Source organism: Terrabacter sp. NPDC000476, assembly GCF_040300125.1.
Classification (GTDB): domain Bacteria; phylum Actinomycetota; class Actinomycetes; order Actinomycetales; family Dermatophilaceae; genus Terrabacter.
Map to the genome: position 1 here is coordinate 1,024,556 of NZ_JBEPDF010000001.1, position 12,842 is coordinate 1,037,397.

The 12,842-nt window shown below is 64.6% G+C and carries 13 protein-coding genes and 1 tRNA gene; 8 read left to right on the forward strand and 6 right to left on the reverse strand.

Annotated elements, in window-relative coordinates:
- Positions 1-173 precede the first annotated feature (173 nt).
- Together ABT295_RS04825 and ABT295_RS04830 are read right to left on the reverse strand one after the other, a co-directional pair.
- Entirely contained in the window at positions 174-689 is a 516-nt protein-coding gene (locus ABT295_RS04825) for a DUF3145 domain-containing protein (protein WP_352393274.1), read from the reverse strand.
- A gap of 198 nt (positions 690-887) precedes the next feature.
- Complete coding sequence (locus ABT295_RS04830; protein ID WP_352393275.1) at positions 888-1,229, reverse strand: bifunctional 3-phenylpropionate/cinnamic acid dioxygenase ferredoxin subunit; 342 nt, start codon at positions 1,227-1,229, stop codon at positions 888-890.
- A 126-nt stretch (positions 1,230-1,355) separates the two neighbouring features.
- Between ABT295_RS04830 and ABT295_RS04835 the strand changes: the two genes are divergently transcribed.
- Positions 1,356-1,429 (forward strand) — tRNA-Ile (locus ABT295_RS04835).
- Positions 1,430-1,454: 25 nt separating this feature from the next.
- Here ABT295_RS04835 and ABT295_RS04840 read toward each other — a convergent pair.
- Positions 1,455-2,612, reverse strand: coding sequence for a tyrosine-type recombinase/integrase (locus ABT295_RS04840; RefSeq protein WP_352393276.1), 1,158 nt, complete (start codon positions 2,610-2,612; stop codon positions 1,455-1,457).
- A 259-nt stretch (positions 2,613-2,871) separates the two neighbouring features.
- On the opposite strand from ABT295_RS04840, the gene ABT295_RS04845 reads away from it, so the two are divergent.
- The 3 genes from ABT295_RS04845 to ABT295_RS04855 all read left to right on the forward strand — a co-directional run bounded on the left by ABT295_RS04845 (position 2,872) and on the right by ABT295_RS04855 (position 6,010).
- The gene (locus tag ABT295_RS04845; protein ID WP_352393277.1) at positions 2,872-3,078 is read left to right on the forward strand and encodes a helix-turn-helix domain-containing protein; all 207 of its coding nucleotides are present in this window, start codon (positions 2,872-2,874) and stop codon (positions 3,076-3,078) included.
- Positions 3,075-4,046, forward strand: coding sequence for an AAA family ATPase (locus ABT295_RS04850; RefSeq protein ID WP_352393278.1), 972 nt, complete (start codon positions 3,075-3,077; stop codon positions 4,044-4,046). The genes ABT295_RS04845 and ABT295_RS04850 overlap by 4 nt, the downstream gene beginning before the upstream one ends.
- Positions 4,047-4,588: 542 nt before the next feature.
- Positions 4,589-6,010 (forward strand): SNF2-related protein, encoded by a 1,422-nt coding sequence (locus ABT295_RS04855; protein WP_352393279.1) that lies wholly within the window; start codon positions 4,589-4,591, stop codon positions 6,008-6,010.
- Between the two features lie 347 nt (positions 6,011-6,357).
- Here the strand turns inward: ABT295_RS04855 and ABT295_RS04860 are convergent, their stop codons facing one another.
- Positions 6,358-6,918 carry a hypothetical protein gene (locus ABT295_RS04860; protein WP_352393280.1) on the reverse strand — a complete coding sequence of 187 codons (561 nt, stop codon included), beginning with the start codon at positions 6,916-6,918 and terminating at the stop codon, positions 6,358-6,360.
- Between the two features lie 16 nt (positions 6,919-6,934).
- Positions 6,935-7,285: a hypothetical protein gene (locus ABT295_RS04865; protein WP_352393281.1), complete on the reverse strand. Its 351-nt coding sequence runs from the start codon at positions 7,283-7,285 to the stop codon at positions 6,935-6,937.
- Positions 7,286-7,483: 198 nt separating this feature from the next.
- Between ABT295_RS04865 and ABT295_RS04870 the strand changes: the two genes are divergently transcribed.
- The gene (locus ABT295_RS04870; protein ID WP_352393282.1) at positions 7,484-7,822 is read left to right on the forward strand and encodes a nucleotide pyrophosphohydrolase; all 339 of its coding nucleotides are present in this window, start codon (positions 7,484-7,486) and stop codon (positions 7,820-7,822) included.
- Between the two features lie 262 nt (positions 7,823-8,084).
- Here ABT295_RS04870 and ABT295_RS04875 read toward each other — a convergent pair whose 3' ends face one another.
- Positions 8,085-8,354: a hypothetical protein gene (locus ABT295_RS04875; RefSeq protein WP_352393283.1), complete on the reverse strand. Its 270-nt coding sequence runs from the start codon at positions 8,352-8,354 to the stop codon at positions 8,085-8,087.
- A gap of 599 nt (positions 8,355-8,953) precedes the next feature.
- Here ABT295_RS04875 and ABT295_RS04880 point away from each other — a divergent pair.
- The 3 genes from ABT295_RS04880 to ABT295_RS04890 are packed head-to-tail and all read left to right on the forward strand — an operon-like array spanning position 8,954 to position 12,364.
- Entirely contained in the window at positions 8,954-9,223 is a 270-nt protein-coding gene (locus tag ABT295_RS04880) for a hypothetical protein (protein ID WP_352393284.1), read from the forward strand.
- A gap of 43 nt (positions 9,224-9,266) precedes the next feature.
- Positions 9,267-11,315 carry a hypothetical protein gene (locus ABT295_RS04885; protein ID WP_352393285.1) on the forward strand — a complete coding sequence of 683 codons (2,049 nt, stop codon included), beginning with the start codon at positions 9,267-9,269 and terminating at the stop codon, positions 11,313-11,315.
- The gene (locus tag ABT295_RS04890) at positions 11,312-12,364 is read left to right on the forward strand and encodes a hypothetical protein (RefSeq protein ID WP_352393286.1); all 1,053 of its coding nucleotides are present in this window, start codon (positions 11,312-11,314) and stop codon (positions 12,362-12,364) included. The genes ABT295_RS04885 and ABT295_RS04890 overlap by 4 nt, the downstream gene beginning before the upstream one ends.
- Positions 12,365-12,842: the final 478 nt, after the last annotated feature.

Consider the following 12,842-nt stretch of genomic DNA (forward strand, 5'->3'; position numbering starts at 1 on the left):
CGCGCAGGGATGCGCGCCGGGTTGATGATCGCAGGGCACCCCGCAGCCTGCCCAGCGATTTTCGCGGACGTGGCACGGACGGCATACGCCCTCGGGGTGGCGGGCAGGACGAGGGCCCGGGAGCACGAACCGCCCGGGCCCTCGCCGCGTCCGGTGCCCGCGGGCGGGCGGGCTCAGCCGGTCTGGTGCAGCCAGCGCACGGGTGCGCCGTCGCCGGCGTAGCGGAACGGCTCGAGCTCCTCGTCCCACGGGATGCCGAGGAGGAGGTCGATCTCCTCGTGCAGGGCGACGACGTCGCCGCGCGTGCGCAGGATCGCCTCGCGCAGCCGGTCCTCCTGCACGACCGCGTCACCGGACGCCGACGTCATGGCGTGGTGGATGCCGAGGCGGGGCGTGTAGGACCAGCGGGCGCCGTCGCAGCCGGGCGACGGGTCCTCGGTCACCTCGTAGCGCAGGCCGTCCCAGCCGCGCAGGGCGCTGGCGAGCTCAGCGCCCGTGCCGGGGGCACCGACCCAGGCCAGCTCGGTGCGCACGGTGCGGGGCGCGGCGGGCTGCGGGATCCAGTCGAGGCTCACGGGCTCGTCGAGGACGGCCTCGACCGCCCACGTGATGTGCGGGCACAGCGCGGCCGGGGTCCCGTGGACGAACAGGACCCCCCGTGTCGTGGTGCGCGGCATCGCGGCAGCCATCCGAACCTCCTGGAGTTGCAGGGACGTCTTCCCCAACGCCTGCGTCTCCGAGCGAGGATCCGGTCGTGCTGTCGTGGTCCCGGCACGCGGCCGGGCGTGCTCGGCAGCGAGCACCCGCCCATTGTGCACCATGCGACACAGGCGCACCAGCAGTACCAATGACCGTTTTAGGCCACTTTCGCCGGTTCGTTGAACCCGTCAGGAGCCTGCGGGCACACCCGGGTGGAGGTAGACCTCGCCGTCGCGCACCTCGACGCGGTGCGTGGCGACCGGCTTAGTGGCCGGCAGGCACATCGGCTTGCCGTCGGCGAGGCAGAAGCGCGTGGCGTGCAGGGGGCACTCGACCTCGCCGGCCTCGATCCAGCCGTCGGCGAGCGAGGCGTCCTCGTGCGAGCACGTGTCGTCGAGCGCGTAGTAGGTGCCGTCGTCGTCGCGGAAGAGCGAGATCGCCTCGACGGTGCCGGTCAGCGCGGTGTCGAGCACGAGCGCCTCCCCCGCCTCGACGTCCTCGACTGCCGCCACGCGGATGCCGTCACTCATGCTTGTCGATTCCTCACGTGCCCGGGATGGTTGGTCACGCCGAGCCTAGAGGCACGTCACCGAGCCGCCGACACCGCTCGCTAGACTCCCACCGACCGCGCCGGCCCTCGGGGCTCGCCAGGTCCCGGGGCAGTAGCTCAGCCGGTCAGAGCAGCGGACTCATAATCCGTCGGTCCAGGGTTCAAGCCCCTGCTGCCCCACCCCATATCTTCCCAGTTCAGAGCTCTAGGAGGCCTGCCCTGAGGACGCCGCCCGCAAGGCTGCAACCGAGCTGGTGGGCACATAGTGGGCTACGTCTTCCGCGACAGCATCCCGGTGGGCGCGCGACAGCCGCTCGGCGAGTTCCTCAGCGTCCGTGTCGAACAGCCCCGCATAGACATCCAGGGTCATCGCCGCAGAGGCGTGCCCCAGCATTCGCTGGACCGCCTTGACGTTGGCGCCAGAGGCGACCGCCAGCGAGGCAGCCGTGTGCCTCAGGTCATGAAAGGTGAGCCGCTCGACACCTGCCGCCTTCTGGGCAGGCTGAAGCACGCGTCGGGCGAAGTTGGTGTTGTCCAAGGCCTCTCCGCTGGCGGTGGAGAAGACCAGGTCTTCCTGCTCCTTGCCCGCGACCTGCGCCGTGAGGCTGTCCGCGAGAAACGGCGGTACGGTCAGGACTCGCCGCTCATGCGTCTTGGGCTCACCGAGCACCTTGCGCCCACCGATGATCGAGTAGGCCTGACGGACCGTGACCCGTCGCCGCATCAGGTCGACATCTGACACCCGTAGAGCTGTCACCTCGCCCCACCGCAACCCCGTGAGACCCGCGAGGCGCACGAGGGCGGCGAACTCGCCACACGACCGTGCCAACGCCTCCAGTTCGGCATGGGTTAGGTAGCGGTGCTCCTTGCTCCGCTTGGCGCTCGGCAGGTACGAGACCTTGCCAGATCGCGACCTGGCCGGGTTCGCCGAGATGATTCCCTCATCGACGGCCGCGTCCAGCATCCGCACCAGTTGAGCACCGGCTGAGCGGCGTCGTGCGTCGCTCAGCTCGCCGCGAGGTCCTCTCATGGACGCCACCCAACGCTTCACCTCGACGAGTTGGATCCGGCTCAACGGCACGCTGCCCCAGGTGGGCAGGATTAGTGAGCCCAGCAGCTCTCGGTACGTGTGGTCCGTCTTTGGCGTGATCTCCAGCGAGGCCAGCCACCGATCCGCCCAGTCCCCCACTGTCATACGCCCGCGCTTTGGATCGATGTAGGTGCCGCGTTTGGCCTCTTGCTCAAGGCGATCCGCCGCCTGCTTCGCATCGGTCTTCCGCTTGAAGACTGGCGTGCTCTTGACGATCCCGTCCACGCGGTACCGGCCAAGCCAACCGCCGGATCTCTTCTCAGTCCAAGCCATGACCGACAGACTAGCAGCCCACTGTTTGCGAAGCGTTGAGCCACAGAATCGTGAATTTCGTAGCGGTTCATCGATGTTGTATACGCAGATATATCCGCGTTCATGGTCATGCCCACCTAGCGCTGTCTGCGGAGCGGTGCTGCCCGTCGCTACGGTTCTCTTCCAAGCCCCTCTTCCTCATCCACATGGGTGCAGGTTCCGCAGGGGAAGGCGGGTCGCCGGACAAGGCGGCCACTCAGGGAAGGGATCACCAAGCAGCATGAACAACACAGCGGCGAGCGAGGCCTTCGTAACCACGGAGGAGGTTGCCAACTTCCTCGGCAAGCCCTCGTCCTGGCTCTACAACAACGCTCATAAGTTGCACGTGCCCAGGTATCGCGTCGGCACTCAGCTTCGGTACCGCCTCAGCGAGGTGGCCGCCTGGGTCGAGCAGACCGGCCGCATCGAGCAGGGCGGGCGTCGGTGAGTGCGGCCCCGTCCCCCCGGCTCTACAGCCTCGCCGAGCTGCTGCATGACGGCCTTCCCCCGTTCCGCGTCTCCGGCCTGGTACACCGTGACCTGACCGGCATCGCCGGGCCCCCTTACACAGGAAAGTCGACGCTCGTCGCAGGTCTCGCCGCGGGTCTGTCGGGTGGCTGCTTCCTGGGGCGTCCGTGGGAGCGCCCACCCGATCGGATCCTGTTCGTCTGCACGGACATGGGGTCTCACCGCCAAATGGCGCGTCTGGTCGCCAGCATGGGCCTAAGCCCCGACTCCCCCGACGTCACCATCGCCGCGGAGGCCCCCGCTGACAAGGCGGGCTGGGTCGACCTCAGGCGGCGGGCGGGGCTCACGAGCGACTCTCTGGTTGTGATCGACAACCTCTCGGCCATCGTCGGCGACTTCAACGACAGCGGGGCCTGCAAGACGTTCTTTGATGCCCTCCGCCAGGCGTTCGTCAGCGAGGACATCAGCACCGTGGTGGTCATGCACATGTCGGAGAAGGCGCCAAACTACGGACCGCAGCGTCTCCAGCCCCTCGGAAGCACAGTCATCAGTGCAGCACTGAGACACGTTCTATACGTCGTGCCGAAGGGAGAGGGAATGGCAGAGATCACGACGCGAGGAAACGACTTGGAAGAGCCGCTGGTGCTGAGCGTACGGACCGTCCGGGGCGAGGATGGGCCGGCTGGCTTCGAGGTGCTGACCGAGCAGGCGGTGGGCGATCGCAAGCGGCAACGAGACCGCGACACCCTCGACCAGAACGCACTGCGCTCGTCTTGGGTCGTCGCCAACTGCCAAGGCATGAACAAGCAGCAGACAGCCGATGCACTGGCGGCTGAGTTCGGCGGGAAGGCGTCCGGGCACGCTAAGCAGCTCCAGCCGAGCAGGCCCTTGGGCATGATGCTGGCCCATCAGCCGGACGGCAACCGGTGGACGCTCAGGGGCGCCTGACCCTGCGCGTGCCCGACCGGACACCGGACAGCCGGACCCCCTATAGGGGGGTTCCGTGCCTCCACCCCCCTTACCCCACTCGGCCAAGTCGGTCCACGCCTGCGCGGCGTGGGGCGACTGGGGGAAGAAGGGGGCGCCCTTGAGGCGACCCTCCCTCGTCGGGGCTGGCGCCCCGCTCGGGAGACGCGAGTCAACCGGTGTCGGAAGAGGAGCGCTCCTTAAGGGACGCTCCAGGTCCCACGAGGTTGCCGGGCGGCCGCTCAAGGCGCCCATCGGCATGAACGAGCTTAAACGCTGCCGTGTGTGAGACACGGCAGGTCCCGGGACGGGAGCACATTCTCCCGTCCCGGGTGAGCAGCCGCTGCTGCTCACCAGAAGAAGCACACGCCGCAACCAACCCGAGACCGCGGTTGGTGCGCTCTGGCGGTCTCTCGCTGCCCGATGGGCGCGAGGGGCCGGCCGACGCCCCACCGGGCTCGCTGCCAACCCTGAACCCAGCGAGGTGCCGCCGCGCGCGGCACAACAAACAAAGGAGATGAACCTTGACCGACCCGACCCGAGCCGTCGACGGACCCACGTTCGTGGGCGACCTGTTCCCACACCAGCGCGCCGGGGTCCAGTTCCTCGTCTCGCAGCCGCGAGCCCTCCTGGCCGACGCCGTCGGCTTGGGCAAGACGGCGATGGCCGCCGCCCTGCTGGCACATGCGGCCGATGCCGGTGAGCTGCTCCACCCGGACCGGCTGCCGGTGCTCTGGGTGACCACGGCGAGCCTCATCACACAGACCATCGCAGAGCTGCGCAAGTTCATTCCGTCTCTCCAGGTAGCCTCCCTGACGGCAAGCCCTGGACAACCACGGGGGCCGCGGCGACTCCCGGACGTGCTCGTCACGCACCACGACATGGCCCACCGCCGTTACTCCGCCCTAAGCACCATGCGCCCGGTCGTCGTGATCGTGGATGAAGCCAGCGCCACAAAAGGCAAGGGCGAACGGTTCGAGAGCATCCGCGACCTATGCGCCACCGCCTCCCGGGCCGTGGCACTCACCGCGACCCCGCAGGAGAACGACCCCACCGAGTTCTGGGCCATGCTCTCCCTCATTGGGGTGCCGGGCCTCCCAAGTCGTGAGCGCTTTGAGGAGTGGTACGTCCAACTGCGGACCTATTCGAACGGCAGGACCCAATGCATCGGATGGAAGGGCCCTGCAGCTGCCAACTACTTCCTGCATGAGCACGGCTCCCACTTCCTGCGCCGCACCACGGAGGACGTTGGCCTCGCGCTGCCCCACAAGGTCGACAGCGTCCCGGTCCTCGTCTCGCTCACGGACCAGCAGCAGGCTGAGTACGGGCGAGCTAGCTGCATCACCAACCCCCTCATCCGACACCAGAAGATGAGTAGGGCAGCCCGTCGTGCCAGCGACGGCTCAAGCAGCCTGCTTCCTACGGCCGCTCACTTCGTCGTAGAGCAGGCTCGCGCCGGCAACAAGGTGGTGCTGTTCACGGAGGAGCTCCTTGACGTGGACAAGCTCTGCGACCTACTGAAGGAACAAGAGGTGGGCTCCGTTTCACTGCGCGGTGAGGACGACTTGGCCGCGCGGGAAGATGCGGTTGCTTCATTCCGTGATTGTCCGGCAGTCTCAGTCCTGGTGGGCACCAAGGTGCTCGAGCACGGACTGAACCTCCAGTTCGCCAACGTGCTTGTATCCGTCTGTGTCTCTTACAATCCAGGCCGAGAGGCGCAGCGGGAGGGGCGACTGCGCCGGATCGGCTCACCCAACGCGACCTTCCGACACCTCGCGTTTCTTCCCGATACCCAGCAGGTTCGGGAGCAGCTATCAACGCTTCACCGCAAATCCTTGGATGCGGCTCCGATCATGGGGTCATACACGCCCACCAACATGCACGATGGAACCACCGACGCATCGCATGCCGACATTCGTGCGTCACAGCCCATCCGAACCCTGTAGACGGTCCGCAGTGAAGTCGCGTAGGGCTACAAGGATATAGAGCCAAAGCGGTCGAGAATGTTCGGCCGCGCCGGTCGGGATCACGACCACCCCTAGAGCCCGTTGGTGTCCCCGGAAGATTGAGGTGAAGGAAACGTCGAACCAGTAGCCGGGACCTACACATCTGTCGCGTGGCCAACTCTCGTTCATGTGACGGATTTGCTCCTGACGAGGGCAGACACAGAATTTGCGCGCGGGTGCTTCGGTCATCTATTAGGGAGTCGCGTGGCCGAACATGCGCGTGTCGTCGGCGCCGAGAGCCGGCCGCTCTCACTCTCGCCTGAATGAGAGGAGTAGTTGAAGAGTGCCTACGCGCCACCGGTGTACGGACGATCCGAGTGCAGGAGGGCACTGATTGAACCTCTGGCCTCCGCTGTTGCATCGTGACGAATGAACGATGCATCTCGACTGGGATAGACCACGTTGATGCCTAGCTTGAGGCACAACTCTTGGAGCGTGGGGGCGGGCTGCTCCGGAAGCAGCACGGTCAGATTGCGCGCAGAGGGAATGTAGCTGCAGTAGTCAAAAAGCTGCCCGATCGCTGTTCGGATGCTCAGTCGGCTTGTGCTCGACTTAGCTTCGACAACTTCGATGGCGTCGTCCGGTCCAATCGCCATGTCGGTCACTCCGGCGGGCACGCGGATGCGCCGCGTATCGACACCGAGGTGCTCTCGGTACTTCTGTACCAAGAGCGCCTCGAAGCGGTTTATGGTCATTCGGTTGCCTTGGCGTTCGTACTCAGTCGACGTCACATTGACGGCCTCGTCGCCAACGAACCGCAGCACATCGGCTGCCCGCGCAGCTTGGGCGGTCGCCGACGACCGGTCCTCTGAGAGTTTAGTGGCCGTCGTGATGCTCAGACCAAACAAAATCTCCTCGGCCTTTTCATCGATTAGGGAACCGCGCGCCCATGAAATTGTCGCCGGCGTTGAAGCTCGGCAGTGCCCAGATTTCGGCGTATGGGATCATGGTCTTCTCGAACGACTTGAGTGAGTAGACGTTGTGGTAGCTGCCACGGTCCGGGTGTGGGTCCCACAGACTGTCAGCCAAGGCCCTATTTCTCGTGACGACCCCAATCTCGCCGACCGCCTGCACGTGATTCCTGCCGGTGAAGAGGACCACGTCACCGGTCCCAAGCCCTTCCGCGCCTTTGTCTTGGTTGCTAGTCATCCCCCAGAAGCGAGCCTGACCGTTGGGGTGCATGTCGCCGAAAGCTTGGCGCTCGTTGAGAGTCATCGCGGGTTCCAGGCCCCAAAGCGGAACCGCCGCGAGCATTGTGTCGTTCCAGTGCCGTCTGGCATCCGCGTTCCCAAGGCTGGGCTGGATGAGAACCGTAACCACAACATCGCTCCCTGCTCGAGTAACTCGTGACGCGATGACCCTAGTGACACTTGGCTTCAGCCGGTGGGGACCCTCAATGCCAGACTTCCGACCATGGACGTCACCCGCGAGCAGCAGATCCTCCACGACTTCGCCGCCGAACGGTCGTGGGGGCAGTTCCACACGCCCAAGAACCTCGCCATGGCCCTCGCGGGCGAGGTGGGTGAGCTGCTCGCCTTGTTTCAGTGGCTGACACCAGAGGAGTCGGCACAGATCATGGGGTCAAATCACGCCGAAGACGTCCGCGATGAGGTCGCTGACGTCCTCATCTACGTGCTGCGGTTGGCCGATGTCCTACACATCGATCTCGACCAAGCAGTCCACAACAAGATCGCCAAGAACCGTGCGAGATACACGGTCGAGGCGAGTGCTGGCAACGCCGACAAGCGCTAGGTGGCATCCTCGCTGACTGCCTGACAACCTCGCAGGGCTACGCGCCGAAGGGGACCTCAGCGTCACCGGACCCTTCCCCCACTGGGACCTGTCCACGCGCCGCCCCTTCACAGTCGCGAGTTGTCCGCTTGACAGGGAAGCGGCTCAGGTCGTGCAGCACTACCTGCCCGAGGCCCTGTGACGCACACTGAGCCGCCGGTCGTCTTGTTGCTTCCCTACGCGAGCTCGATCAGTCAGCAATGCTCGGCGATGAGGTACTGAGTCATCGATCGATCCGTCCTATCTCGACGAGGCCGGGCCCGTTCGCGTCGGTCGGGTAGCTTGTGATGATCCGCACCTCGGAGGGCCGAGCCTCACCCAGCGCCCACGCCAGGCACGTCTCCAGGGGCGAGTCAAAGGGCCCGTCGACCATGTGCACCTCTTCATCCATCCACATTGCGCACCAAACGTCGGCGGTCGGGCTTTCGGTCCGGATGATGACGACCTCGCCGGTGCCGTTGGCCGGTTTCCCCGGCGTCACTCCGTTTCCCATGATCCAATGGTAGAGACCTAGGTGTACTCCGTCAGCCCGCTGGTGACCTTCGAGGCGGTCCCCCGGCGGCGAGGTCGTGACGCGGGATGTGAGTTTGCTCTCCCAACCCGCGCTGAAGGCCAACGCTGCGCGAGGCCGCTCCGCGGCTAGTCGAACGGGCCCGAGCCGAGTCCTTGATGCACGAGGGACTCCTCGCCTATGCCTTCAGCGCGGGGTGTCCGCCCGCGAATCCACAGCGGTCAAAGACGCATCCGCGCATGCCCGGTCCACCGCTTTAAAGACTTTTCAGAAGACCGACTCAGTCCACACCCGCCGCGTAACCGGATGAAAACGTCCAAAAAATACATGTATCCCAAAAATCACAAAAGCGTCTCAATGGACTAACTGAGGGCCATGGTCGCAGAACGGTCAAATTACCCCGAGAATGCAGGCGCTCTTAAGGTCGCCCGCAGCGCGCCGTTGGCTGTAACTTGATTCAACGGATCGCACTCAAGTCGGGGGGGGCAGTAATGTCAGACCTTGTCACGTCAGCGTCTGAGGCTTTGCTCCACATGGCCCAGTTTGGTTCCGCAGCAGCCGCTGCTGGCGTCACTGAGCACGTGGCCGTTCAAGCCTACGAGAAGGGTAAGCGGATTCTTTCTCGGATCGGAGCCGACGACGCGCCGCAACCGTCGATGACCGCTGAAGCCATAGAGGGGCGTCTTGTTCAGGGCTTGGAGGCCGGCGATGTTACCCGGAAGGAGCTCAAGGAGCTCGTCACTCTTCTGAACGGGGGAACGCGCAAGACTGTCATCAAGAACAGGGTGAAGACTGCCAAGGGCAGGGCCAATGTCGGCGGGCACGTTGAGGGAGACTTCCATCAACACTGAAGAGCCCCTCAACGACGGACTCTACGGAACATCGCCTGGAACCGTGGGTGAGGACGAGCAAGAGAAGGACCCGAGCAAGCCGTCCGGCGAAAGTGTCGACACTGAGCGGACCAGAGAGCAGTTTCGCGAACTTCATACAAAAGTTGTGAACCGAGTTGGAAAGGCGACAGGGCGTTCGATAGTTGGCTCGCTCTTCACGGGAACCGTGAACATCGGCGCACACTACGATCACCTCCGGCCGCTCGACATAACGATCGACGCAACTTCGCTGGCGAAGCAGTATGTCCCACACTCGACGTTCCAGCGGGCCCAAGAGGTCCTCACGGAGCACCGACTTCTTGTCGTTGGCGGCAGTCGCGGAAGCGGACGGCAGACCATGTCTGTCGTCACCTTGGTCAAGAGCGGCGGGCGCGAGGTGGTCCGCCTGCCGTCCGAGGTCACCGTTGAGCAACTGTCTGAATGGACACAGGAACAGGGGGCTAGAGCGGACAGGCACTCGATAGGAGTACTGATTGAGGAACCCGGCGCGCTCTTGGAAGCACTCGCTCGCCCCGGCACATCCTCACTGCTGGATTCACTGAAACGCGCCAACCTCTTCGTGGCCGTCGTCGCACCGCCAGCCTTCAACACATCGGATACGGTCCTGTCTTCGGTCCTGATCCAAGCGTCACCGCCCCACCGTGAGCATCTGTACCGCCGATTCAGTTCCGACGTAGCCACGGGAGCGCAGAGAGAGCTGCTGAGCACGGTCCTTCAACAGCTTCCAGCGCCGACGTACGGCGGAGCCCTCCTGATCGCCCAGATGATCAGGGACGGGGAGACGAGCGTTGAGACGCTGACTACCGCCCATACGACTGAGGGCGTCCAGGCAGCCCTCGTGCAGTGGCTGGGCCCGACCGGACGGTCGGCCAACGAGATCGCGCTGCTGGCCGTAGGCGCGTCTACGGCGGGAGCACCAAGATCAACCGTGAGTCAGCTAGCGGACGAGTTGGCTGATCGGCTCGACCCGGGACACCAGGCGGCCGCACAGCCCAAGCTTTTCACCGTGGGGCCACCATTGGGGGATCAACCCTTCCTAGTTCTTGAGCGCCGCGAGGTCGCGGGAAGGTACGGCAGGGTGGACGAAGAGCACGTCGTCGTCTCGCCGCGCTTCCAAGACGACGTCCTTTTCGAGTCCCTGTGGGACAGCTTCGGGGACAAGTTTCGAACCCCGCTGGTCGCGTGGCTGCGCGACGTTCCTGGTCACCGGGGCGTCGAGGACGAGATCGCCGCCGCGAGCATGGCAGGAATGTTGCTCGTCACATCCGGAACCAAGGTTCACCGCCTCCTGCTGGAGCCCTGGCTGGCCGATGGTTCACCGAGCCGTCTGGTGTGTGCCGCCAACGCAATGGGCCTGGCGGCCGTGAACCCAAAGGGTCTCGATACCGCCAGACGGATCCTCACGCACTGGTCGACGGACAGGTCGCTGAACAAGCGGACTGTAGCGAGTCTTGCGTACGGAGGGCTTTTCGGGTTGGTCGACCCAGATACCTCCGCTCCCTCGCGTCTGTGGCGGCTTGGCCGCGACCCGAAGCTGACCACCCTGGCGGATGATGGATTGGCGCTCATCGTGACGAGCTCTGTTGATGCTGTCGCCGTCCGCTCGGTGGCGCTGTCACTACTCCGGTCACATGTCCGAGGTACACGCAGCGACGCCCAAAGGGCCATGTCCGTCCTCGCGGACATCGTGTCCGGTCTGGTCAAGGCCGACGGCGCCCCGGCCCTTGAGGCGCTGATGACGAGTGAGACTCAATCCTTTTCCAGCTTCGTGGAACTTCTAGCGGACCTCTTCACACGTCCCATCGGCCGTAACGCCGGACAACGAGCCATCAACGCCATGGTGCGTGCCGTGCAGCGTGGAGATCTCGAACAAGCCACGGCGGTGGCCCTCATTCAGGCTATCCGCCGCGTCTGCGCCGCCCGAGGATCCGAGATGGAGCTGGCCAGCAGGCTTCGCAACCACCTCGAGGCGGGCAGAAGAGGCTCAAAGAAGTCAAGCGCAACTGCGCGTGCGCTTCTCGAGTATCTATTCGTATTGGAGGGTTCCACGTGACACTGACTGCAAACGAGATCCCGTTCATCGTCGAACGCGGCGAGCTGCCCGCGCGGAAGAAGCGCCTCGGACTGTTCCCAAAGCCCATCGAGGGGTTGCCCACCCCCAAGCCTGGCCAGCAGGTAGTCCTTTTCAGCGCCGACGGCTCGACGGTCCGCGGAGACGCCCTGACCCCGGGAGACCGAACTTGGGGCGACCCCCGCTCCTTCGTGGTCGTCGACACCTCGATCCACCACGTGTCGCTCGTCCTCGCAGAGGTGTTCGCGACCAACTTCGGCTACTTCGATGCCTCCGCCAAACTGACCGCGCAAGTCACCGACGCCGCGCAGGCGGCATCGTCAGGTGCGGACGGGCTACGCAGTCTCCTCCAGCCAAGGCTACGTGGTCTCATTCGCGCGACCTTGGCGCAGCTCGACGGCGTCAACAGCAAATCACCTTCGAAGGCAGAGGTGCTGACTATGCAGAGGCACGCCGAGAGGCGGCTAGCGACGGAGATCTTGGGTCAGACCCAAGGACTCTCCTTCAGTTGGCTCACTGCGCACATCGAGTCAGTAGAGGTCATGCCCTCAGCCGCAACGAAAGAGCACCTCATCAGGATCCAGACCGCGATGCAGGACGGCAAAGTCGGTCGCCTCACCGGTGACATGGCCAACCTAGCCAACGCAAAGCGGATGAGGTTCTGGCAGCGTGAGTTCAAACGTTACCTGCCGGGTAAGATGGCAAGGGTCCTGGCCGTTGCGATGATGAACCCCTCCCGCGAGCATGTGGACGACGTCTTGGGTCGGCTCCGTGAAGCCGAGCAGGAGGAGCGGCGCGCCGTCCTACAGGTCTTCGAAACCATGGTCCGTGAGGACATGATCGAGGACTCGAACCCCGCCGTTCAGGCCCTCATGAACCGAGTCAAGCGAGAGATCGGCGGCTCCAAGGACACGGCGGTTGCGAGTGGTTTCCGAGATCACGAAACTCTCCCGGCGGCTGACGACGCGGATTTAGCCGAACTAGATGCAGACGAGATTGAAGACGCCGAGCCGTCTCGAACCGAGCCATGACCTCGCCTATCAAAGACCTCGTGCAGTTCGTCGTGCCTGTGCCTAGCGTGTGGCGACCGTCCCTATTCATCGCTCTAGTAGTTGGTGGGCTGGTCATCCTTCTGTGGGGAAGAGTGCTTTGGCGACTCATCGCCTTCGCTTTTGCCTGCCTCGCCGCCCTCGTCATACTTGTCACCTTGGTCGAGTACTCCCACACCTCCTGGGCTCGACGACGATCTCGGAACCCCAACGGCCCTCTGCTGGGCGCCAGCATGTTCGCAGAACAGCTGTCGAACGCTGTCTTTGACGCCTCCGAAAAGTTGAACAAACGCAGAGGTCCACACAGATGGGGGCGCCGGTGCGCGGCGCTACTCGTGCTGATCGTCGGGGTCACCGGGCTCATGCCATCGCTCATCATCAGCCAGGCCCCGTCCTCAAAGGCAGCGGAGGTCGTCTACCAGCTGTCCGGACGTTGGCGTCAGCTCGAAGAGTGGGCTGA